Consider the following 23,178-nt stretch of genomic DNA (forward strand, 5'->3'; position numbering starts at 1 on the left):
CCGCGTGTCCGGGGTCCGGTCAGCCCTGCTGCGCGGTGGCGAGGCTCGCCGGGCGCAGGTCCGTCCAGTTCTCCTCGACGTAAGCGAGGCACGCCTCCCGGGTGCCCTCACCGAAGACGGACCGCCAGCCGGCGGGGACCTCGGCGAACGAGGGCCAGATCGAGTGCTGGTTCTCGTCGTTGACCAGGACCAGGAAGCTGCCCTGCGGGTCCTCGAACGGGTTGGTGCTCATGCGTTGTCACTCCTTGTGGACATGGTGGTGAAAAGCTCCGAGAGCGGCTGTTCCGGGTCGGCGGCCACACTGCGCAGCAGCCTCTGCAGTTCGTCGGCGAGCTTCCGCGCCTTGGCGGTGCCGATCAGGTCGGTGGCGTGGATCAGGCCGCAGTGGACGGGCCCGTCGCCCTGCGGTTCGTAGAAGCTGAGGGTCAGATCGGCCCGGGTGGAGCCGGTCGGTACGGCGTCGAGGGAGCCGATGCCGCCCTCCAGCCGCTCCAGGTCCGCCTGCTCGTGGTGGATGACCATGACCTGCGGGCCCTTCGGCGGCAGTCCGGTCGCCCGGACGACCTCCTCGAACGGGACGTCCTGCCGGTCGAGGGCGCTCAGCGTCGTCTCCCGTACGCGGGACAGCAGCTCCGCGAAGGTCGGGTCGCCCCCGGTGTCCGTGCGCAGCACGACCGTGTTGAAGAAGCAGCCCACCAGGTCGGCCAGCTGGTCGTCCGTACGGCCCGCGACCATCGTACCGATGGGCAGGTCCGTGCCCGCGCCATGGGCGGTGAGGACCGCGGCGAGAGCGGAGTGCAGCACCATGAACATGCTGGTGCCGGTCGCCCGGGCCAGCTCGTCCACGCCCGCGTGCAGCTCCTCGTCGAGGACGAAGCCGACGTGGTCCGCGCCGGGCGCGCCCGCACCGCGGGGGCCGTCGGCCGGGAGGGCGATCCTGAGCGGGACGTCCTCCAGCGCCTTCGTCCAGTAGCCGAGTTGGCGGCCGCCCAGGCTCTCCGGGTCGCGCAGGTCGCCGAGTACCTCGCGGGCCCAGTGGGCGTAGTCGCGGTACGAGACCGGCAGCGGCTGCCACTCGGGGGCCCGGCCTTCCGTACGGGCCTGGTAGGCCGACGTCAGGTCGCGGAAGAGCGGTACGACCGACCATTCGTCGACGACCAGGTACTGCATGGTCAGGAGCAGGGCCTGCTCCCCCGTGCCGGCGGTCAGCAGGTGGGCGCCGAGCGGTGCCTCGCGGTCGGCCCGGGGCGCGCCGGCCGCCAGTTCGGCGAGGCGGGCCTCCAGGTCCTCGCACGTCTCGGTCCGCAGGGCCAGCGGCTTCGCCCGGAACTGGTACAGCGTGCCCTTGTCCTCGCGGTACCGCGTGCGCAGCGGTTCGTGGCGCTCGGCCACGTCGGCGAGCGCGGCGGACAGCGCGGCGGCGTCCAGGCCGCCGGGCGAACGCAGCACCAGCGCGTGGTCGAAGGCCGCCGAACGGTCAGGGCCGTAGTGGGCGTCCCACTGCCATCGCTGCACCGGCGCCGCCTCGGCGAGCCGCTCGGGGCGGTACGCCCCGGGCCGCAGCGCCGGGCGGGCCGTGGCCGCGCCCTTGAGCTTGGCCTCGATGCCGGCGACGGTCAGCGCGTCGAAGACGTCGCGGATACTCAGCTCCACGCCGAACTCGGCGCGGATCCGGCCCAGGAGCCGCATCGAGGCCATGGAGTGGCCGCCGAGCGCGAAGAAGTTGTCGTGGACGCCGACCTTCTCCAGCTTGAGGATCTCGCCGAACAGTTCGGCGAGTTGGGCCTGGGTCGCGTTGGCGGGCTGCGCGTCGCCGGTCATCGCCGCCCAGTCCGGTACGGGCAGCGCCTTGCGGTCCAGCTTGCCGTTGGGGGTCAGCGGCAGCGGCCCGTCGAGCGCGATCACGAGCGCCGGGACCATGTACTCGGGCAGTTGCCCGGCCACATGGGCGCGCAGCTCCTGCGGGTCCGCCTCGCCCGCTTCGGGCACCGCGTAGCCGATCAGGCGGACGATGTCGCCGTCGCGGTCGGGCACCACGGCGGCCTGGGCGACCGAGGGGTGTCCGGCGAGCGCGGCCTCGATCTCGCCGAGCTCGATGCGGAAGCCGCGGACCTTCACCTGGGTGTCGACGCGCCCGAGGAAGTCGAGGTTGCCGTCCGCGCGCCAGCGGGCGCGGTCACCGGTGCGGTACATGCGGCTGCCGGGGGCGCCGAACGGGTCGGCGACGAACCGCTCCGAGGTCAGCGGGGCCTTGCCGAGGTAGCCGCGGGCGAGGCCGCGGCCGGCCACGTACAGCTCGCCGACGACGCCGGGCGGGACGGGCCGCAGGTGGTCGTCGAGGACGTAAGCGCGGGTGTTGGGGTCGGGCCGGCCGATGGGCACCCGGCCGGACGGGCGGCCGCCGTGCTCACGCGAGGGCCACAGCGTGGAGTTGACCGTCGCCTCGGTGAGACCGTAGGCGCAGATCAGGTGGGCCGTGGCGCCGAACCGCTCGAACACGTCCGGCGGCACCGTCTCCGTACCGACCAGGACGGTCGATCCCTCGGGCAGGGCGCAGCCGGGCGGCAGCGCGGAGACCAGGGACGGCGGCAGGATCATGTGGCTGATCGCGTGCTCCGCCAGGAAGTCGGTGAGCGCCGGGCCAGCGACCCGTGCCTCGTCGGTGATGAGGACGAGCCGGCCGCCGTGGCAGAGCGCCATGGACAGTTCGAAGGCGAAGACGTCGAAGCCGATCGAGGCGAACTGCAGGACGTGGCTGTCGTGTTCCAGGCCCATGCGGTCGACCGCCGTGGCGACGAGGCTGGCGATGCCCTCGTGCGGGACGACGACGCCCTTGGGCCGGCCGGTGGAGCCGGAGGTGTAGATGACGTACGCGGCCTGGTCCAGGTGGACCGGCGCCGTGTCGAGCGCGCTCTCGGGCAGGGCCGCCAGTTCGGCGGCGACCGTCGGCTCGTCGAGCAGCACCACCGGTACGCCCGCCACCTGCGGGATCTTGCCCGCGACGGGCTCGGTGCCGACCACGAGCGCGGCCCGCGAGTCCTCGATCATGTACGTCAGCCGGTCGGCCGGGTGGACCAGGTCGAGCGGCAGGAACGCGGCGCCCAGCTTCAGCGCGGCGAGCACCGTGGCGACCATGTCGACCGAGCGGGGCACGGCGACACCGACCACGCTCTCGGCTCCGGCGCCGCGCTCCGCGAGCAGCCGGGCGAGCCGGTTGGCGCGGGCGTCGAGCTCCGCGTACGTGACGGTCCGGTCGCGGTCCACGACGGCGACCGCGTCGGGGCGCTCGGCGAGCCGCGCCGCGAACAGCGCCGGGAACGTTTCCTCGTCGACCTCGCGGGCGGCGCCGTTGAAGCCCTCCAGGACCAGGTGCCGTTCGCCGCCGGCCAGGATCTCGGCCCGCGAGACGGGCGCCTCGGGTGCGGCGACGAGGGCCGCGACGAGGGCCCGGAGGCGGGCGCCGAGGCGCTCGACGGTCTCGTGGTCGAACAGCTCGGTGGCGAACTCCAGGCGGCAGGCCAGGGAGCCGGCTCCGCCGTCGGCGGGGGTGTGCTCGGTGAAGCTGAACACCAGGTCGAACTTGGCGGACCGGATGCGGAACGGCACGTAGTCGGCGCTCAGGCCGGGCAGTTCGAAGCCGTCGCCGGTACGGGCGTGGTAGCCGACCATCACCTGGAACAGGGGGTTCCGGGAGAGCGAGCGGGTCGGGTTGAGCTTCTCCACGACCGACTCGAACGGCACGTCCGCGTGCGAGAACGCGGCGAGGTCGGTCTCCCTGACCCGGGCGAGCAGCTCGGTGAAGGACGGGTCGCCGCTCAGGTCGGTGCGGAGCACGAGGGTGTTGACGAAGAAGCCGACCAGGTCGTCGAGGGCCTCGTCGCCGCGCCCCGCGATGGGCGAGCCGAGCGGGATGTCCGTACCGGCGCCCATGCGGTGCAGCAGGGCGGCCACGGCGGCGTGGACGACCATGAACATGCTGGCGCCGGTCTCGCGGGCGAGCCGCTTCAGGCCCTCGTGGACGTCGGCGTCGAAGGCGATGTCCAGTTCGGCGCCGGAGAACGCCGGGCGGGCGGGCCGGGGCCGGTCCGTGGGCAGTTCCAGCTCCTCGGGGGCGCCGTCCAGGGTCGTACGCCAGTACTCCAGCTGGCGGGCGGCCAGGCTGTCGGCGTCCGCCGGGTCGCCGAGCAGGCGCTGCTGCCAGAGGGCGTAGTCGGCGTACTGGACGGGCAGCGGCTCCCAGACGGGTGCCGCGCCGGCGAGGCGGGCCGCGTAGGCGGTGGCCAGGTCGCGGAGGAACGGGCGGTCCGACCACTCGTCGGTGGTGATGTGGTGGAGCAGCAGGACGACGACGTGGTCCTCCGGCGCCAGGCCGATCACCGTGGTGCGCAGGGGCAGTTCGGTGGCGAGGTCGAACGGCCGGTTGACGAGCTTCTCCACGAGGTCGGGGACCCGGTCCTCGGTGACGTCGTGGATCCGCTCCACGGGCTGCCAGGCCCGGTCGGCGGGCAGCACCCGCTGGAACGCCTGGCCGTCGCGCTGCGCGAAGACCGTGCGCAGGGCCTCGTGCCGGGCGGTCACATCGCCGACCGCGCTGGCCCACGCGTCGGCGTCGAAGGCTCCGCGCAGGCGCATGACCAGCGGGAAGTTGTACGCGGCCGAGGTGCACTCGATCTGCTGGATGACCCAGAGCCGCTGCTGGGCGTGGGAGAGCGGCAGTTCGTCGGGCCGCTCCCCTGCGGTCAGGGCCGGCCGGGAGGCGCTGCCGGCGCGGTCCGCCCGCTCGACGAGCTCCGCGACGGTCGGTGCCTCGAACAGGTCGCGGATGGCGAGTTCGGTGTCGAGGGCGGTACGGGCGCGGCTGACGAGCCGGGTGGCGAGCAGCGAGTGGCCGCCGAGCTCGAAGAAGTCGCTGTCGATGCCGACGCTGCCCTCGGGCAGGCCGAGGACCTCGGCGAAGAGGGCGCAGAGCGTCTCCTCGCGCGGGGTGCGCGGGGCGCGGCTGGTGCCCGAGCCCGCGAAGTCCGGGGCGGGCAGGGCCCGTACGTCGAGCTTGCCGTTGACGGTGAGCGGCAGCGTCTCCACCGGGACGAGTGCGGAGGGGACCATGTAGTCGGGCAGCCCGGCCTTCAGGTGCTCGCGCAGGCGCTGGATCAGCTCCTCGCCGGGCTCCGTGCCGGCCTCCGGCGCGAAGTAGCCGACGAGGCGCTTGGTGCCGGTGCTCTCGTTGACGACGACGGCCGCGTGCGCGACCTCGGGGTGCGAGGACAGGGCCGTGGAGATCTCGCCGAGCTCGATGCGGTAGCCGCGGATCTTGACCTGGTCGTCGGTGCGGCCGAGGAAGTCGAGGAGGCCGTCGTACCGCTCCCGTACGAGGTCGCCGGTGCGGTACATCCGCTCCCCGGGCTCGCCGAACGGGTCGGCGACGAACCGTTCGGCGGTCAGGCCGGGGCGGTCGTGGTAGCCGCGGGCCAGGCCGGTGCCGGCGATGTACAGCTCGCCGGGGCAGCCGGGCGGGACCGGGCGCAGCATCGCGTCGAGGACGTAGGCGCGGGTGTTGCGGATGGGCCTGCCGACCGTGGGCGTACGGCTGTCGGTCGTCGAGCCGCCGAGCGTGTTGATGGTGTACTCGGTCGGCCCGTACAGGTTGTAGCCGTACGTGTCAGGGGTGCGGGCCAGCGTCGACCACACGGTGTCGGAGACGGCCTCGCCGCCGAGCAGGACGAGCGCGGGGCGGTGGTGTCCGGGGCCCGACTCCTCGTCCTGGAGGAGGCCTTCCTCGATGAGCAGCTGGGCGTACGTCGGGGTCACGTTGACGACGTCGATCTTGTACTGGTCGCAGTAGGCGACCAGCGCCTCGGCGTCGCGGCGCAGCTCCTCGTCGCAGACGTGGACCTCGTGGCCCTCGACCAGCCAGAGCAGCTCCTCCCACGACATGTCGAAGGCGAAGGAGACGGTGTGGGCGATGCGCAGGCGGCGCCCGCCGGCCGAGGCGATGGCCGGGTCGAAGATCTCCTTCTGGTGGTTGAGCTGCATGTTCGTCAGACCCCGGTAGGGGGTGACGACGCCCTTGGGCCGGCCGGTGGAGCCGGAGGTGTAGATGACGTACGCCGGGTGTTCGAGCCGGTCGGCGATGTCGTGGGCGAAGGCGGGCCGCTCGGCGTCGGTGATCTCGCCGCCGGGCAGGGCGGCCAGCTCGGCGGCCACGGCCGCGTCGTCCAGGAGGAGTTCGGGCGCTCCGCCGGGTCCCCGCAGGGTCGGGGCGACGGCCTCGGTGGAGACCACGCACAGCGGCCTCGTGTCCTCGATCATCAGCCGCAGCCGGTCGGCCGGGTGGTCCAGGTCGAGCGGCAGGTACGCGGCGCCGGTCCGCAGGACCGCGAAGAGGGCGGCGACCATGTCGATGGACCGGGGCAGCGCGAGCGCCACGGCCCTCTCCGGGCCCGCGCCCCGGGCGAGGAGCAGGCGGGCGATCCGGTTGATGTGCGCGTCGAGTTCGGCGTACGTGAGGGAGCGCTCGCCGAAGACCAGGGCCACCGCGTTCGGGGTGCGGGCGACCTGGGCCGTCAGCATGTCGGCGATGGTCTCGTTGGGGACGGGCTCCCGGCTGCCGGCCCACTCGGCCGTCAGCGTGGCGCGCTCCTTCGGCAGGAGCAGGTCCACGGCGACCGTACGGGCGGTGCCGGCGTCCGGGGCGGCGAGCAGCTCGCCGATCCGCTCCAGGACGGCCGTGAACCGGCCCAGGATCGTGGCGGACTCCTCCACGTCGAACAGGTCGGGCCGGGCGGCGAGGGTGACCCGGAGCCGGGTCTCGGGGGTGACGATCAGGGTGAGCGGGAAGTGGGTGCCGTCGACGTTCGACACGTCGGTGATGCCGTGGCGCTGGCGGAGCGCGGCGGCCCGGTCCTCGCCGTCGGCGGAGCGGAGCACGAAGAGGGTGTCGAAGAGACGGCGGTGCCCGGTCTCCTGCTGGAGGGTGCCGAGGCCGACGTACTCGTACGGCATGACGGCGGCGCGCTCGGACTGCATGCGGCGCAGCAGGTCGAGCAGCGGCTCGTCCGGGGCGAACGCGACCCGGGCGGGGATCGTGTTGAGGAACATGCCGATGATGCCGGCGACCTCGGGCACCTCCGCGGGCCGTCCCGCGACCGCGGTGCCGAAGGCGACGTCCGAGCGGCCGGTCATGGCCGAGAGGACCAGGCCCCAGGCGGCGTTGAGGACCGTGTTGAGGGTGAGTCCGTGCTGCCGCGCGAGGGTGCGCAGCCGGTCGCTCGTCTCCCGGGACAGGACGGCGTCGAGGTCGGCCGGGAGGACGGGACCCGCGTCGCGGCCGGTCGGGGCGACCAGCGTCGGCTCGTCGAAGCCGGCGAGCGCGTCGTGCCAGGCGCCGAGGGCCCGGGTGGTGTCCTGCTGGTCCAGCCAGGCCAGGTAGTCGCGGTACGAGCCGGGGGCGGGCAGTCCCGCGGTGTCGCCGGCCCGCTCGTAGAGCGTGAACAGCTCCTCCAGGAACAGCCACGCGGACCAGCCGTCCCAGAGGATGAGGTGGTGGGTGACGACGAGCCGGTCGTGGCCGTCGCCGAGCCGTATGAGGTGGAGGCGGCAGAGCGGCGGCGCCGACAGGTCGAAGCGCTGCCGGCGGTCGGCGGCGAGCAGCTCGTCCATCCGGACGGTCCGCTGCTGGGGAGTCAGTCCGCTGAGGTCGGTCACCGTCAGCGGGATCTCGGCGCCGTCGGCGATGAACTGCACGGGCCGGGGCAGGCCGTCGCTGGTGAAGCCGGCGCGCAGGCTCGCGTTGCGCTCCAGGAGCGCCCGGCCTGCGGCGCGCAGCCGGTCGGCGTCCAGCGCGGTGTCGAAGTCCAGGGTCTCCTGCGAGAGGTAGACGTCGAGGGCGTCACCGGTGTCGTAGGTGGCGTGGAAGTACATGCCCTCCTGGAGCGGGGAGAGCGGCCAGACGTCGGCGACCGGGAGCCCGGCCACGGCCTCGACGCGGGCGGTCTCCTCCTCGGTCAGCTCGAGGCCGCCGAGCGGGGCGGGGGCCTCGGGCTCCGCCGGGGCACCGGCGGTCAGCTGGTCGAGCAGCGCCTTCAGGGCCGGGTCGACGGCGGCGCCGGACTGGGCCTGGGCGGCGAGCATCGCCTGCAGGGCGGCTGCGGCCTGCCCGGCGTCGGCGGCGGACACGGTCACCGCGGCCGCGGGCGCCTCGGGGGCGGTCTCGGCGGCGGGCTCGTCCGGCACCTGCGCGGCCGTCGCGGCGAGCGCGGCGGGCGTACGGTGCTCGAACACATCGCGCGGGCTGATGGTCAGTCCCCTTTCACGGGCCCGGGTGGCGACGGAGATGGAGCTGAGGCTGTCGCCGCCGAGCATGAAGAAGTCGTCGTCGGCACCGATCCCCGGCAGGCCGAGGACGTCGGTGAAGATCTCGCACAGGGCGCTCTCCCGCTCGTCGCGGGGCGCGCGGCCGCCGGCCCGGGGGGCGACGGACGGCGAGGGCAGGGCGTTCTGGTCGAGCTTGCCGCTGGGCGAGAGCGGCAGCTCGTCGAGGGTGGTGACGGCCGTCGGGACCATCGCCGCGGGCAGCGCGTCGGCGAGCGCCCGCTGGAGCGCCTCGGCGTCCGGGGCGGCGGCGCCGGGAGCCGGCACCGCGTAGCCGAGGAGGGCGCCGTCGCGGACGATCACGGCGGCGCGGGCGACGCCCGGGAGGGCGGCCAACGCGGCCTCGATCTCGCCCAGTTCGATCCGGTTGCCGCGCACCTTGACCTGGCGGTCGGTCCGTCCGAGGTACTCGACGGCGCCGTCGGCGCGCCGGCTGACCAGGTCGCCGGTGCGGTACATCCGGGCGCCGGGCTCGCCGAACGGGTCGGCGACGAACCGCTCGGCGGTCAGGCCGTGCCGGTCGTGGTAGCCGCGGGCCAGCTGGACGCCGGCGAGGTACAGCTCGCCGGGGACGCCGTCCGGGACGGGGCGCAGGAAGGAGTCGAGGACGTACAGGCGGGTGTTCCAGACGGGCCGGCCGATCGGTACGGCCGGCTCGGTGCCGCCCTCGTACGGGAAGTACGTGACGTCGACGGCCGCCTCGGTGGGTCCGTACAGGTTGTGCAGCGGCACGGGGCCCGTGCCGCGCCGCGCGGTCAGCTCCGACCAGCGGCGGGCGTCGGGTCCGGTGAGGGCCTCGCCGCTGCAGAACACCCGGCGCAGGCGCGCGGCCCACTCGGGCGCGCCGGGGGCGCCCTCCATGACCTGGACGTACGCGGCCAGCATCGACGGGACGAAGTGCAGGGTGGTGATGCGCTCGGTACGGATCAGTTCGGCGAGGTACGCCGGGTCGCGGTGGCCGTCGGGCCGGGCGAGGACCACGGTCGCGCCCTCGATCAGCGCCCAGAAGAACTCCCAGACGGAGACGTCGAAGCTGGACGGGGTCTTCTGAAGCACCCGGTCGTCCGCGTCGAGCCCGTACGCGTCCTGCATCCAGGCGAGCCGGTTGACGATCGCCCGGTGGGTGACCGCGACGCCCTTGGGACGCCCGGTGGAGCCGGAGGTGTAGATCAGGTACGCCGGGTGATCGGGCCGGGCCTGGACGGTCTGGGTCGCGGGGACTTCGGCGTCCGAGCCCTCCTCGACCCCGTCGACCAGGACGTGTTCCAGGTCCGCGGCGCCGGGCAGCCGGCCGGCCGCGTCGGCGGTGGTGAGGACCGTACGGGCGCCGGAGTCGGCGAGCATGAACGCGACCCGGTCGGCGGGGTAGTCGAGGTCGACGGGCAGGTAGGCGGCGCCCGCCTTGTGCACGGCGAGCAGCGCGACCATCAGCTCCGCGGAGCGGGGCACGGCGACGGCGACGAACCGCTCGGGGCCCGCGCCGCGCGCCCGCAGCCGCTGGGCCAGGGCCTCGGCGCGCCGGTCGAGTTCGGCGTACGACAGGGTCGTGCCCTCGAAGACGACGGCGGGCGCGGCGGGCGTCCTGGCCGCCTGCGCGGCGAAGAGGGAGGCGAGGGTGGCGTCCGCGTCCGGCAGCGGGCGCGTGGTGGCGTTGAGCGCGGCGAGGCGCTCGGCCTCGCGCTCGGAGAGCAGCCCGACGCGGGCGACCGGGCGGGCGGGCTCGGCCACGAGGGTCCGGAGGAGCGCCTCGAAGCGGTGGGCGATCACGGCCACGGCGAGCTGGTCGAGCCGGGCGGCGTCGTACTTGAAGCGCAGCGCGAGCCCGTCGCCGCCCTGCTCGACGATGAGCGCGAGCGGGTAGTGCACGGCGTCGAAGACCTCGGCGCCTGCGAGGCGGAGCGCCTCCGGGTCGGCGTCGGTGGCCAGGTCGCCGGTCGGGTAGTTCTCGAACACGACGAGGGTGTCGAAGAGTTCGCCGCCGCCGGCGCCGCCCGCGATCCGCTGGATCTCGGCGAGGCCGAGGTGCTGGTGGTCCAGGAGGCCGGCGTGCTCGTCCTGGACGCGCAGCAGCAGTTCGGCGAGCGACTCGCCGGCGCGCAGGGTGACCCGGGCCGGCACGGTGTTGATGAACAGGCCGACGGCCGAGTCCAGGCCCTCGACCTCGGTGGTGCGGCCGGAGACGGTGGTGCCGAAGACGACGTCCTGGCTGCCGGTGAGACCGCCGAGGAGCAGTGCCCAGGTCCCGTTGACGACGGTCGACAGGGTCAGTCCGTGGCTGCGGGCGCGGGCCGTGAGGTCGGCGCTGAGCGACTCGGGGAGCCGGACGTCGACGTGCTCGGGCAGCGCGACGGGCGCGCTGGACGTGCCGGAGTGGTCGGCCGAGGCGAGGGCGGGCAGCCGGGTCGCGCCGTCGAGGCCGGCCAGGGCCTGCCGCCAGGCCTCGCGGGCGGCGTCGAGGTCCCGGCCCGCGAGCCAGGCCAGGTACGGCTGCGGCGCGGGCGGCTCGGGCAGGGTCTCGCCCCGGTAGGCGAGGTCGAGTTCGCGGAGCAGGACGGAGACCGACCAGCCGTCGGCGATGATGTGGTGCAGGGTGAGCAGCAGCCGGTGGCGCTGACCGTCCCTGATCAGGGTGGCCCGCATCAGCGGCGGCCGGGCGAGGTCGAAGCCCTCGGCGCGGTCCTGCCTCAGCACCTCCGCGAGCGCGGTGCGCGCGGTGTCGGCCTCGCTCCACGGCAGTTCGGCGTGGTCGGCGAGGCGCTGGACGACCTGGCCGCCGGGAAGCTGGCGGAACGCGGCGCGCAGCAGCGGGTGCCGGTCGAGGAGCAGCTGGAGCGCGTCCTTGAGCCGGGCCGGGTCGACGGTGCCGCCGAGGTCGAGGAGCTCCTGGACGACGTAGAGGTCGGCGGCGTCCCGGTCGAACTCCGCGTGGAAGAAGAAACCTTCCTGGAGCGGGGAGACCGGTAGCGCGTCCTCGTCGAGGACGACGTCGAGGGACGGGGCCGAGGCGGCCGCGGCCGAGTCGGCGGTCCGGGCGAGCGCCGACACGGTCCGCTGGCGGAAGATGTCGCGCGGGGTGATCGCGAGCCCGGCCTCGCGGGCGCGGTTGACCAGCTGGATGGCGACGATGCTGTCGCCGCCCAGCTCGAAGAAGCTGTCGTGGACGCCGACCGCGGGCAGCCGCAGCACCTCGGCGAAGAGCGCGGCGAGCGCGGTCTCGCCAGGCGTCGTGGGCGCGTCGCCGCCGGCCGTCGCGGTCCACCGGGGTTCGGGCAGGGCCCGGCCGTCCAGCTTGCCGTTGGGCGTCAGGGGCAGCGGTCCGTCGAGGCGTACCACGGCGGAGGGGACCATGTAGTCGGGCAGCGCTTCGGCGATCCGTGTGCGCGCTGCGGCGACGGCCGCCTCGGGGTCCGTACCGGCCTCGGCGACCAGGTAGGCGACGAGCCGCTTGGCGTTGCGGTGGTCCTCGCGGACCAGGACGGCGGCCTGGGCGATGCCCTCGCAGGCCATGAAGGCGCTCTCGATCTCGCCGGGCTCGATGCGGTGGCCGCGGATCTTGATCTGGCCGTCGGAGCGGCCCAGGAACTCCAGGTTGCCGTCGGCGCCCCAGCGGACGCGGTCGCCCGTGCGGTACATCCGCGCGCCGGGCTCGTCGGCGTAGGGGTCGGCGACGAAGCGCTCGGAGGTGAGGCCGGGCCGGCCGAGGTAGCCGCGGGCGAGGCCGCGACCGGCGACGTACAGCTCGCCCTCGGCGCCGACCGGAACCACCCGGAGCGCGGAGTCGAGGACGTACGCGCGGGTGTTGGGGTCGGGCTCGCCGATGGGCGCGGGTCCCGGCCGGTCCGGGGTGGCGACCCAGAGCGTGGAGTTGACGGTGGCCTCGGTGAGACCGTACGCGACGACGACCCGGAGCCGTCCGTTCCAGCGGGCGATCAGCTCGCTGGGCACCGCTTCCGTGCCGACGATCAGGACGGCGCCGTCGGGCAGCTCGCACTCCTGCGGCAGGGCCGAGACGAGGGACGGCGGGAGGATCATGTGGGTGGCGCGGTGCCGGCCGATGTACTCGGTGAGGGCGGGGCCCGCGACGCGGCGCTCGGTGGGGACGACGATGATCCGGCCGCCCACGCACAGCGACATGATGAGGTCCCAGACCGTCACGTCGAAGCCGACGGAGGCGAACTGGACGACGCGGCTCTCGGCGGTGATGCCGATGCGTTCGGTGGCGGTGGCGACGAGGCTTCCGACGCCGTCGTGGGAGACGACGACGCCCTTGGGCCTGCCGGTGGAGCCCGAGGTGTAGATGACGTACGCGGCCTGGTCGAGCGCGATCGCCAGGTTCAGGTCCGAGGCGTCGAGGGCGGCGCACTCGGCGGCGACCGACGGCTCGTCGAGCAGCAGGTGGGTGACGCCCGGGGCGTCCGGCAGGGCGGCGGACAGCTCGTGGGTGGTGAGGACCGTACGGGCGCCCGCGTCGGCGAGCATGTACGCGATCCGGTCCTGCGGGTGGTCGGCGTCCAGCGGCAGGTAGGCGGCGCCCGTCTTCATCACGGCGAGCAGGGAGACGACGAGTTCGGCGGAGCGCGGGACGGCGACGGCGACGACGTCCTCGGCGACGACGCCCCGGGCGAGCAGGAGCCGGGCCAGCCGGTTGGCCCGCGCGTCGAGTTCGGCGTACGTCAGCTCGACGTCCTCGCAGACGAGGGCGACGGCGTCGGGGGTGCGGCGGACCTGCCGCTCGAAGGCCTCGGGCCAGGTCAGCTCGGGCGACTCGCACGGGGCGACGCCGAACTCGCCGAGGAGCCGGGACCGTTCGGCGGGCGAGGTCAGTTCGATGTGGCCGACCGGCCGGTCGAGGTCCTCGGTGAAGGCGTCGAGGAGGGCGAGGAGGCGGGTCTCGTGGCCCCGGAGGGTCTCCTCGTCGCAGACGGCGGCGTCGGCGTCGAGGTGGACGCGGAGGCCGCGCCCGCCGTCGCACTCGGCGAAGCTGAGGGCTAGGTCGCTGACCGGGCCGAGCCAGACCGGTTCGAGTTCGGTCGCGTGGTCGCCGAAGCGGAGGTCCTCGGGGCGGGGCAGGACGTTGACGGTGGGGCCGACGAGCTCGTTCACGCCGTCGGGGAGTCCCAGCTCCCTGGCCAGGTCCTCGGCGCGGTAGCGGCCGTGGGCGACCGCCTCGCCGACCGTCTGCCGTACGGCGGTGAGGAGTTCGGCGCCGGTCGTGCCGGGGTGGACGGCCAGGCGGAGCGGCACGATGTTGGACACCATGCCGGGGACCTCGACGGACGCGGCGTCCTGGCGGGCCGCGATCGGCAGGCCGAGGACGAGGTCCTGCTCGCCGCTGACCCGGTGCAGGTAGGCGGCCACGGCCGCGACCAGGACCCGGGAGACGCGGGTGCCGGCGCGCTCGGCGGCGGCGTTCAGGCGGCCGGTCCGCTCGGCCGACAGCTCCGACGTACGGCGCAGCCGCCGGGTCATGGGCAGCGGGGCGCGCTCGACGAGGCGGACGGGCTCGGCGCGGCCGGCCATCCGGTCCAGCCAGTAGGCGCGGTCGGCCTGATGGGCGGCGGAGGCGCGGTAGGCGCGGTCGGCGTCGACGAGGCGGGCGAGCGCCCAGTCGCGGGGCGCGGGGGCCTGGTCGCCGGCGGTGTAGAGCTCGCCTGCGCGGCGGGTGACGAGGGCGACGCCCATGCCGTCGGTGACGATGTGGTGGTACCGCTGGTACCAGAGGACGTGGTCGTCGGCGAGGCGCAGCAGGGCGTGCCCGAAGAGGGGGCCGCCGGCCAGGTCCACCGGGCGCTCGCGGTCGGCGGCCATCCAGCCGTCGGCCTCGCGCGCGGGGTCCGCGGCGCCGCGCAGGTCGACGACGGGGACGTCGAAGGGGGCGGGGGCGGGCGTCTGGCGGGGTACGCCGTCCTCGGTCGTGACGCGCACGTGCAGGTTCTCGGCCTCGCCGACGGACTGCCGCACGGCGGCGGCGAGGCGGTCGAGGTCGACGTCGCCGCGCAGGTCCAGGGCGAACACGATGTTGTAGGCGGAGCTGTCCGGGTCGATCTGCTGGGCCAGCCAGATGCCGGATTGCCCGCCCGTGACGGGTGTTCCGGAAGCGGACGTCCGGTCCGACGCGACGTCAAACATCGTTCGAGTGGGCCTTTCCCTGGTGGTACGTCAGTGAGGCCCGCCCGTCCGCGAGAGCTCGGCGGACGGGCGGGATGCCGGTGTGACGGCTCTTACTTGATGGCCGCGATCAGCGGCTCGACCTGGTCGATGGCGTACGGGATCGACAGGACGGTGTTGAAGGAGAACGCCGCGCCGATGTCCGGGTCCTGGTACGGCACGAACAGGTCGCGCTTCTCCTGGTTGACCTTGAGCTTCTTGTAGAGCGGCTCGGCCTTGATGCGCTCGTTGGCCTCGGTGCTGGAGGTGACCCAGACCACGCGGTCGACGTCGAGCACGTTCAGCTTCTCGGCGCTCAGCTCGGCGACGTTCCAGCCCGGCTTGGCCAGGGTGTCGATCTCGGGCTTCAGCTTGAAGCCGAGCTCGTTGAAGAAGATCGCCTTCGGGTCGGTCTTCGTGAAGGCCGAGTACTTGCCGGCCTCGAAGCTGTCGGCGACGGCGATGGTCTTCGTCGCGAACTCGGGGTGCTTGTCACGGACGGCCTTGAAGCGGGCGTCGATGTCGGTGATCAGCTTCTCGGCCTCGGCGGACTTGCCGAGGGACTTGCCGATCTGCCGCGTCATGACCTGCCAGGACGCTCCGTAGTCGGGGAGGTCCTTGGGCTGCGCGACGACCTTGGTGAACTTGGAGAGCGTGTCGAACTGCTCCTTCTTCATGCCCGAGTACTGGGCGATCACCAGGTCGGGCTTGAGCGCCGCGATCTTCTCGATGTTGTACTCGTCACGCTCGCCGACGATCTGCGGCTTCGTGGTCCCCCACTTGTCCTTCGCCCACGGCCACTTGCCGTACGGGGTCTCCTTGAACCAGTCCACGGCCCCGACCGGCTGGATCCCGAGCGCCAGAACCGCGTCCTGGTCCGACAGGCCCAGGGTGACGACCTTCTTCGGCGCCGCGTCGATCGTCGTGCTGCCGTACTTGTGCTCCACGGTCACCGGGAAGACGGCGGCAGCGGAGGCCTTCGGCTCGCCGGAAGGCTTGGACTCCGCCTTCTCGCTGCCGCCCCCACAGGCGGAGAGCGCGAGCGCGGCGACGGTGGCGACGGCCACCCTGGGGACGTATCTGACGAAGCGCGTCAGAGAGGGGCGCGTACCTGTGGACACGGATGTTCCTTTCACGGGGATGACACAGTGCGTGCCTCGCCCGCCGCGTACGACGACGCGGGCGGCGGGTGGGGCGAGTGGGGGCTTGGGTGGTGCTTGGGTGGGGCCGTTGGCCGTGGAAGGGCCCTTGGGGAGGAGGGTTTCCTCGGCCGGCCGCGCGGGAAGGACCGGCGGACCGACTGACCGGACGTCAGCGGCCGTCAGCGGCCGCGTGGTGTCAGCGGACCGAGCCGATGCCGTCGGCGACCTGGCGGGGAACGCCCGGCGCGGGTTCCGGCTTCCGGCCCAGGATCGAGTCGAGGATCTCGCCGACCCGGATCGCGGTGTTGGAGAGCAGCGACGACGTGATGCCGTGGGTGTGCTCCGTGCCGCCCTGCAGGTAGATGCCGCAGCGCAGTTCGGGGTCGGTCGCGATGCGGTAGTCCCGCTCGACCCGGACCCGGCCCTGCTCGTCGCGGTGGCAGCGCCCGGCGACGTCGCCGAGGAGGCCGAGCGGCTCGGCCTGGCTGTAGCCGGTGGCGAGGACGACCACGTCGGCGTCGATGACGTTCTCCTCGCCGGTGACGAGGGAGGTGACGGTGGCGCGGACGGTGTCCCCGGCCTCCTCGACGCCCGTCAGGCGCGAGATGTTGAGGAAGCGCAGCCGCTCGGTGCCGAGCACCTTCTCCTGGTACGCCTGCCGGTACAGGTCGTCGATCAGGTCGATGTCCACGACCGAGTAGTTGGTGTTCCCGTGATAGTCCATCAGCCTGCGCTTGATGTCGTCGGGAGCCGTGTAGTACTCGTCGACGGCGGCCGGGTCGAAGATCCCGTTCGCGAAGCTGCTGTCGTCCGCCGGGCTGTAGCCGTAGCGGGAGAAGACCGCGCAGATCTCGGCCTGCGGGAAGCGGCGGTGCAGGTAGGCCACGTTCTCGGCGGCGCTCTGGCCGGCGCCGACCACGATGAAGCGCTTGGGGTCGGTGCCCTCGATCCCGTCGACCTTGGCGAGCAGGTCGGAGTTGTGCCAGACGCGGTCGGTCCGCTCGACGCCCTCCGGCATCAGCGGGCGAAGTCCCGTGCCGATGACGAGGTTCCGGGCCCGGTGGACCACGGTCTCCGCGCCGGAGCGGGCGGTGACTTCGAGGTACTCGATCACGCCGTCGCGCGTCACGGGCTCGACCGAGATGACCTCGTGGCCGTAGGAGACCATGTCGTCGACCTTCGCCGCGGCCCACTCGAAGTAGTCGTGGAACTCCACGCGGAGCGGGAAGAGGTTCTTGTGGTTGACGAAGTCGATCAGCCGGCCCTTGCTCTGCAGATAGCGCAGGAAGGTGTACTCGCTCGACGGGTTGCGGAGCGTCACCAGGTCCTTGAGGAAGGAGACCTGCATGGTGGCGTCGTCGATCAGCATGCCGCGGTGCCAGCCGAAGCTCGCCTGGCGCTCGAAGAAGTGAGCAGTGACCGCCTCCTGCCTCCCGACGCGAGCGTTGTGCTCGCTCAGCGCGATCGCCATGGCCACGTTGGACGGCCCGAAGCCGATACCTATGAGGTCGTGGACCAGAGGGGTGTCGCCAGGAAGAACCTGTGACATGTCACTCCCATCGTGCGGGACAGCCGCCAGTGAGGCGTGGGTGAAAAGAGCGGGTGCCGACCTCGCCGTGGACCCGGCCAGCCGAACTTAGGTAAAGCTAACCTGACCTGACTTGAACTGTCGACTGGGCAAAACGGACAAGCGAGAGATCACGGCGATGAACGGGCGTGAAATGAGGGGTCGTTGCATCCTTAGGTAAGGCTTGCTTTACTTGGCGGGGTCATTCGCTCTTCTGAGGAGGAACCCCATGCGGGTCGTCATGTTCGGTTACCAGACCTGGGGGCACCGCACCCTGCAAGCTCTCCTGGACTCCGAGCACGACGTGGTCATGGTCGTGACGCACCCCAAGAGCGAGCACGCGTACGAGAAGATCTGGAGCGACTCGGTCGCCGACCTGGCCGAGGAGCACGGCGTTCCGGTCGTCATCCGCAACAGGCCCGACGACGAGGAGCTGTTCCAGCGGCTGAAGGACGCCGATCCGGACATCATCGTGGCCAACAACTGGCGGACCTGGATCCCGCCGCGGATCTACACGCTGCCCCGGCACGGCACGCTGAACATCCACGACTCCCTCCTGCCCAAGTACGCCGGCTTCTCCCCCATCATCTGGGCGATGATCAACGGCGAGTCGGAGGTCGGCGTCACGGCGCACATGATGGACGAGGTGCTCGACGCGGGCGACATCGTCGACCAGCGCGCGGTGGCCATCGGCCCCACGGACACCGCCACCGATCTGTTCCACAAGACGGTCGACCTCATCGCGCCCGTCACGGTCGGCGCCCTTGACCTGATCGCCTCCGGGCAGACCGAGTTCACCAAGCAGGACCGCTCGCAGGCCAGCTTCTTCCACAAGCGGGCCGAAGAGGACATCCGGATCAACTGGGACTGGCCCGCCGAGGTCCTGGGTCGCCTGGTCCGCGCCCAGTCGGCCCCCTACCCGGCCGCCTTCACCTTCCACAAGGGCAAGCGCCTCGAAGTCCTCTCGGCCGTGGTCTCCGAGGGCCGTTACGGCGGCACCCCCGGCCGGATCTTCTACCGCGAGGGCGAGGGCGTCGTGGTCGTCGCCGGCGCCGACGCGCGCACCGGCCGCAACCACGGCCTGGCGATCACCCGCGTACGGACCGAGGACGGCCGGGAGCTGCCCGCGACGGAGTACTTCACCTCGATGGGCGGCTACCTCACCAGCCGTCCCTGACCTCCCGAACTCCGGCGCCCCCAGACGGTCCTGGGGGCGCCGGTTCCACGCAGGATGACTGGGTTGGGTTCACCTAACTCGTACGGGGAACAGGTAGAGATCCATGGAACACCGGGTGACCTCCGGCACCGCTCACGACGCGAACGGCACCAGGTTCGCCGTCGTCGGCATATCGAACATCCCGACGGACTGGGCGCAGGTCTTCAGCTCGCTCGCCCACACCGATCTGACCATCGACCCCGCTCCGGGCGGCTTCACCGCCCTGCTGGCCGCACCGTCCCCCACAGGAACCACGGGAACCACGGGACCCGAGCGGCCCGATCGACTCGCGGAACTCCCCGCCCCGGCCGGCCCCTTGGGCCCGCGCTCCCTGAGCACGACGCCGCCCAGCGTGCTGAACCTCCACGCCTATCTGCTGTACGCGCTCGGCAAGGCCGCGCGCCGCAGGCTCGCCGAGAAGCTGTCCGCGCACGGGCTTCGTCTGTGGCACCTGACCGTGATGGCGATGGTCGCCGACCTGGGTCCGCAGATGAAGACGGTGCTCGCGGCCCGTCTAGACATGAACGCCAGCGACCTGGTGAAGATCGTCAACGATCTGGTGAAGACGGGTCATGTCGACTGCGGCCGGGATCCGGCGGACCGGCGCCGCGTCGTCGTACGGCTGACGCCCGAGGGCAGGTCCTTCCTGGCGGCGCTCAACGCGGAGATCGCCTCGACGGACGACGACATCCTGGCGCCGCTGAACGCGGAGGAACGCGAGGTGCTCGGCTCCCTGCTCCGCCGCGTCCACCGGCATCTCGAACCCGCTCCGGCCGGCGTGGTCCACGAGCACCCGCGGTTCGAGACGCCCGCCCGCGCGGACTCCGTCGAGGACGGCAGGATCGACTGGACGCGCCCTGCCTCGGAGATCGCCCGGCTCGTCGAGGACCGGCGCCACCTCTTCCCGACGGCCTACACGCACCACGACGGCCGGCGGCTCGAACTCCTCACGGCACGGGTCTCCGACGGCGCGTACTCCGGCGACCCCGGCCAGGTGGTCCACCGAGAGGGCGAGGGCGTCGTGATCGTCACGGGGCCGAAGGCGGCCGCCACAGGGGCCGAACCCGGCCTGGTCCTGAGCCGGTTACGCACCGAGGCGGGCCGGGAGGTCTCGGCGGAGGAGTACTTCCCCTCCGCCGGCGCGCTCCTCGCCGACCGGCCCTGACGCACCGGACCGACGGCCGGGCCGCCCGGGGTCGCTCACTCCCAGTCGTCCCAGGGCGGCTCCTCCTCCGGGTCGAAGGGCGGCGGCTCCTCGTCGAACGCCGCCCGTGGTGCCGAAGGCTGCTCCACCGCAGCCTTCGGTACCGAAGGCTCTGGTACCGCAGCCGGTGTCTCCGGGGCGGCAGCCGCCCCCGAGGCGCGGCTCTCCCCCAGCGTTTCCAGGACGCCTTCGGCGTACTTGGCGAGCTTGGCCTCGCCCACGCCGCCGACGGTGCCCAACTCCTGGACGGTCGTGGGGAACAGCGTCGCGATCTCCCGCAGCGTCGCGTCGTGGAAGACGACGTACGCCGGAACGCCCTGCTCGCGCGCCGTCGCGGCCCGCCAGGCGCGGAGCGCCTCGAAGACCGGAACGGCCTCCGCCGCCAGGTCGACCGGCACGCGGGCGCCCTTGCCGGAACGCGACCCGGACTCCTTCTTGCGGGAGCCCGCGGCGGGAGCCTTCTCCTTCCGCATCAGGACCTCGCGGCGGCCGCCCAGCACCTCGCCACTCGCCTCGGTCAGCACGAGCGTGCCGTAGTCGCCCTCCACCGCGAGGAGCCCCTGCGCGAGGAGCTGGCGGACGACGCCGCGCCACTCGGCGGTCGACAGGTCGGCGCCGATGCCGAAGACCGAGAGGCCGTCGTGGTCGAACTGGATGACCTTGGCCGTCTTCTTGCCCTGCAGGATGTCGATGATCTGGCCGGCGCCGAACTTCTGGCGCCGCTCCTTCGCCAGCCGCCAGACCGTGGACAGCAGCTTCTGCGCCGGGACCGTGCCGTCCCAGGACTCGGCCGGTGTCAGGCAGGTGTCGCAGTTGCCGCACGGCTCGCCCTGCTGCCCGAAGTACGCGAGCAGCCGCACCCGGCGGCAGTCGACCGTCTCGCACAGCGCGAGCATCGCGTCCAGGTGCGTGGCCAGGGACCGGCGGTGCGTCTCGTCGCCCTCGGAGCCCTCGATGAGCTTGCGCTGCTGGACGACGTCCTGCAGTCCGTACGCCAGCCAGGCCGTGGCCGGCTCGCCGTCGCGGCCGGCCCGGCCGGTCTCCTGGTAGTAGCCCTCGACCGACTTCGGCAGGTCGAGGTGGGCCACGAACCGCACGTCCGGCTTGTCGATGCCCATGCCGAAGGCGATCGTCGCGACGATCACGACACCGTCCTCGCGCAGGAAGCGGGACTGGTTCGCCGCGCGCGTCCGGGCGTCCATGCCGGCGTGGTACGGCAGGGCGTCGACGCCCTGCTCCACCAGGAAGGCGGCGGTCTTCTCCACGGAGGAGCGCGAGAGGCAGTAGACGACGCCGGCGTCCCCGTCGTGCTCGGCGCGGATCAGTTCGAGGACCTGCTTGAGCGGGTTGTTCTTCGGGACGATGCGGTACTGGATGTTCGGCCGGTCGAAGCTCGCGACGAAGTGCCGGGCGTCCTGGAGGCCGAGCCGCGTCGCGATCTCGGTGTGGGTGGCCTCCGTGGCCGTCGCGGTCAGCGCGATCCTCGGCACCTTCGGCCAGCGCTCGTGCAGCATGGAGAGCGCGAGGTAGTCGGGCCGGAAGTCGTGACCCCACTGGGCGACACAGTGCGCCTCGTCGATCGCGAAGAGCGACACCGTGCCCCGGTCGAGCAGCCGCTGCGTCCCCTCCGTACGCAGCCGCTCGGGAGCCAGGTAGAGCAGGTCGAGCTCGCCGGAGACGAAGGCCTGCTCGACCGTCTGCCGTTCGTACGGGTCCTGGGTCGAGTTCAGGAAGCCGGCCCGCACGCCGAGGGCGGTGAGCGCGTCCACCTGGTCCTGCATCAGCGCGATGAGCGGCGAGATCACGACGCCCGTGCCCTGTCTGACGAGCGCCGGGATCTGGTAGCAGAGCGACTTGCCGCCGCCGGTGGGCATCAGGACGAGGGCGTCGCCGCCCCCGACGACCTGCTCGACGATCTCCTGCTGAGCGCCGCGGAAGGAGCTGTAGCCGAAGACGCGGTGCAGCACCTCCGATGCCTCGGAGGGGGTCGCGGGGGAAGCTTCCGGAAGGACCATTCCAGAAGCCTAACGGCGTCGGCCGACACTCCCGTCCCGGTCCGGTGAACCTGTGGACAACCACCGCACGGGCTCACCTGTGGACAACGCTCAGCCCGCGGTCCTGGCCATCCACGCCTCGACCTCGTCCGCCGTGCGCGGCAGGCCCGCCGACAGGTTCTCGTGTCCGTCGGCGGTCACGACCAGGTCGTCCTCGATCCGGACGCCGATGCCCCGCCACTCCTCGGGCACGGTGAGGTCGTCCGGCTGGAAGTACAGGCCGGGCTCGACTGTGAGCACCATGCCGGGTTCGAGGACCCCGTCGACGTACTCCTCGTTCCGGGCCTGCGCGCAGTCGTGGACGTCCAGACCGAGCATGTGGCCGGTCCCGGCCATGGTGAAGCGGCGCTGCAGACCGAGTGCGTACGCCCGCTCGGCGGGCCCCTCGATGAAGCCCCACTCGACCAGCCGGGCCGCGAGGTGCCGCTGGGACGCCTCGTGGAAGTCGCGGTACGCGGCGCCCGGCTTCACGGCGGCGAAGGCCGCCTCCTGGGCCTCGTACACGGCGTCGTAGACCTTGCGCTGCACGGGAGAGAAGGTGCCGCTGATCGGGAGCGTGCGCGTGACGTCGGCGGTGTAGAGGGTGCGGGTCTCCACGCCGGCGTCGAACAGGAGCAGCTCCCCCGGGCGCACCGGGCCGTCGTTGTCCGTCCAGTGCATGATCGTGGCGTGGTCGCCCGCGGCGCAGATCGATCCGTAGCCGACGGAGTTGCCCTCCAGGCGGGCGCGGCGGAAGAAGGTGCCCTCGATCCAGCGCTCGGACGAGGCGACCGCGCGGGACAGCTCGCCGATGGCGTCGGTGAAGCCGCGCACGGTGGAGTCCACGGCCTTGCGCATCTCGGCCAGCTCCCACGCGTCCTTGACGAGCCGGAGGTCGCCGAGCGCCTCCTCCAGTTCCTCGTCGCGCTCCGCGTCGGTGGTGACGGCGGCCTCCAGGGCCGGGTCGACGCCGCGGACGATCCGGGTCGGGACGGTGGAGGCGGCGGCGAGGTCGCGGGCCGCCGTACGGACGTCACGGCAGGCCAGGCCGAGGACGCGCTCCGACTCGGCGAGGGACCGGCGCCGCCCCATCCACAGCTCGGCCGTGGGGCCCGTCCAGAACTCGTCGTTGTCCCGGCCGTCCCGGGGCAGCTGGTAGCAGTACGCGTCGTGGCCGCCGTCCGCGCGGGGTTCGAGGACGAGCGCTCCGTCCCGAGCCTGGTCGCCGGTCATGTGGACATAGCCGGTGTACGGGCGGAAGGGGTAGGTGTCGTCGTTCGAGCGGACCTTGAGGTTGCCCGAGGGGATGACCAGGCGCTCGCCGGGGAAGCGCGCGGAGAGCGCGGCGCGGCGGCGGGCCGCGTACGGTGCCTGCTCGTCGAGCTCCAGGTCGTGCCGTTCGGTGTCCGCCCACCCCGTGCGCATGAGCGCCGACAGTTCGGCGGAGAGTTCCGTGTACAGACCGTTCTTCCGACCCTTGGCCACGTCGTGTCCCTTCG

General features: G+C 72.8%; 8 protein-coding genes. 2 read left to right on the forward strand and 6 right to left on the reverse strand.

Going from position 1 to position 23,178, the window contains the following annotated elements; all coding sequences use genetic code 11:
• Window positions 1-19: 19 nt before the first annotated feature.
• The 4 genes from ACFWRO_RS16660 to ACFWRO_RS16675 form a co-directional block, all read right to left on the reverse strand.
• Window positions 20-232 (reverse strand): MbtH family protein, encoded by a 213-nt coding sequence (locus ACFWRO_RS16660; protein ID WP_384510431.1) that lies wholly within the window; start codon window positions 230-232, stop codon window positions 20-22.
• Window positions 229-14,499: an amino acid adenylation domain-containing protein gene (locus ACFWRO_RS16665; protein ID WP_384510434.1), complete on the reverse strand. Its 14,271-nt coding sequence runs from the start codon at window positions 14,497-14,499 to the stop codon at window positions 229-231. The genes ACFWRO_RS16660 and ACFWRO_RS16665 overlap by 4 nt, the downstream gene beginning before the upstream one ends.
• Before the next feature lie 92 nt (window positions 14,500-14,591).
• Complete coding sequence (locus ACFWRO_RS16670; RefSeq protein WP_384510437.1) at window positions 14,592-15,638, reverse strand: iron-siderophore ABC transporter substrate-binding protein; 1,047 nt, start codon at window positions 15,636-15,638, stop codon at window positions 14,592-14,594.
• Window positions 15,639-15,855: 217 nt separating this feature from the next.
• Entirely contained in the window at window positions 15,856-17,208 is a 1,353-nt protein-coding gene (locus tag ACFWRO_RS16675) for a lysine N(6)-hydroxylase/L-ornithine N(5)-oxygenase family protein (protein WP_384510440.1), read from the reverse strand.
• A 247-nt stretch (window positions 17,209-17,455) separates the two neighbouring features.
• Here ACFWRO_RS16675 and ACFWRO_RS16680 point away from each other — a divergent pair, with 247 nt between their 5' ends.
• Together ACFWRO_RS16680 and ACFWRO_RS16685 are read left to right on the forward strand one after the other, a co-directional pair.
• Window positions 17,456-18,403 carry a methionyl-tRNA formyltransferase gene (locus tag ACFWRO_RS16680; RefSeq protein ID WP_384510443.1) on the forward strand — a complete coding sequence of 316 codons (948 nt, stop codon included), beginning with the start codon at window positions 17,456-17,458 and terminating at the stop codon, window positions 18,401-18,403.
• A gap of 103 nt (window positions 18,404-18,506) precedes the next feature.
• Window positions 18,507-19,607, forward strand: coding sequence for a winged helix DNA-binding protein (locus tag ACFWRO_RS16685; RefSeq protein ID WP_384510446.1), 1,101 nt, complete (start codon window positions 18,507-18,509; stop codon window positions 19,605-19,607).
• 35 nt (window positions 19,608-19,642) lie between these two features.
• Here ACFWRO_RS16685 and recQ read toward each other — a convergent pair whose 3' ends face one another.
• Window positions 19,643-21,661, reverse strand: a complete 2,019-nt coding sequence (gene recQ / locus ACFWRO_RS16690) for a DNA helicase RecQ (RefSeq protein ID WP_384510449.1) — start codon at window positions 21,659-21,661, stop codon at window positions 19,643-19,645.
• Between the two features lie 90 nt (window positions 21,662-21,751).
• Window positions 21,752-23,164, reverse strand: coding sequence for an aminopeptidase P family protein (locus tag ACFWRO_RS16695; RefSeq protein WP_384510452.1), 1,413 nt, complete (start codon window positions 23,162-23,164; stop codon window positions 21,752-21,754).
• Between the last annotated feature and the right edge of the window lie 14 nt (window positions 23,165-23,178).

The sequence above is a fragment of the Streptomyces sp. NPDC058579 genome, assembly GCF_042718575.1.
Taxonomy (GTDB): domain Bacteria; phylum Actinomycetota; class Actinomycetes; order Streptomycetales; family Streptomycetaceae; genus Streptomyces.

Excerpts from the sequence above, each read along its gene's own strand:
- ACFWRO_RS16680 (WP_384510443.1), top strand. The coding sequence starts at position 17,456 with ATGCGGGTCGTCATGTTCGGTTACCAGACCTGGGGGCACCGCACCCTG.
- ACFWRO_RS16660 (WP_384510431.1), bottom strand. The coding sequence starts at position 232 with ATGAGCACCAACCCGTTCGAGGACCCGCAGGGCAGCTTCCTGGTCCTG.
- ACFWRO_RS16665 (WP_384510434.1), bottom strand. The coding sequence starts at position 14,499 with ATGTTTGACGTCGCGTCGGACCGGACGTCCGCTTCCGGAACACCCGTC.
- ACFWRO_RS16675 (WP_384510440.1), bottom strand. The coding sequence starts at position 17,208 with ATGTCACAGGTTCTTCCTGGCGACACCCCTCTGGTCCACGACCTCATA.
- recQ (WP_384510449.1), bottom strand. The coding sequence starts at position 21,661 with ATGGTCCTTCCGGAAGCTTCCCCCGCGACCCCCTCCGAGGCATCGGAG.
- ACFWRO_RS16685 (WP_384510446.1), top strand. The coding sequence starts at position 18,507 with ATGGAACACCGGGTGACCTCCGGCACCGCTCACGACGCGAACGGCACC.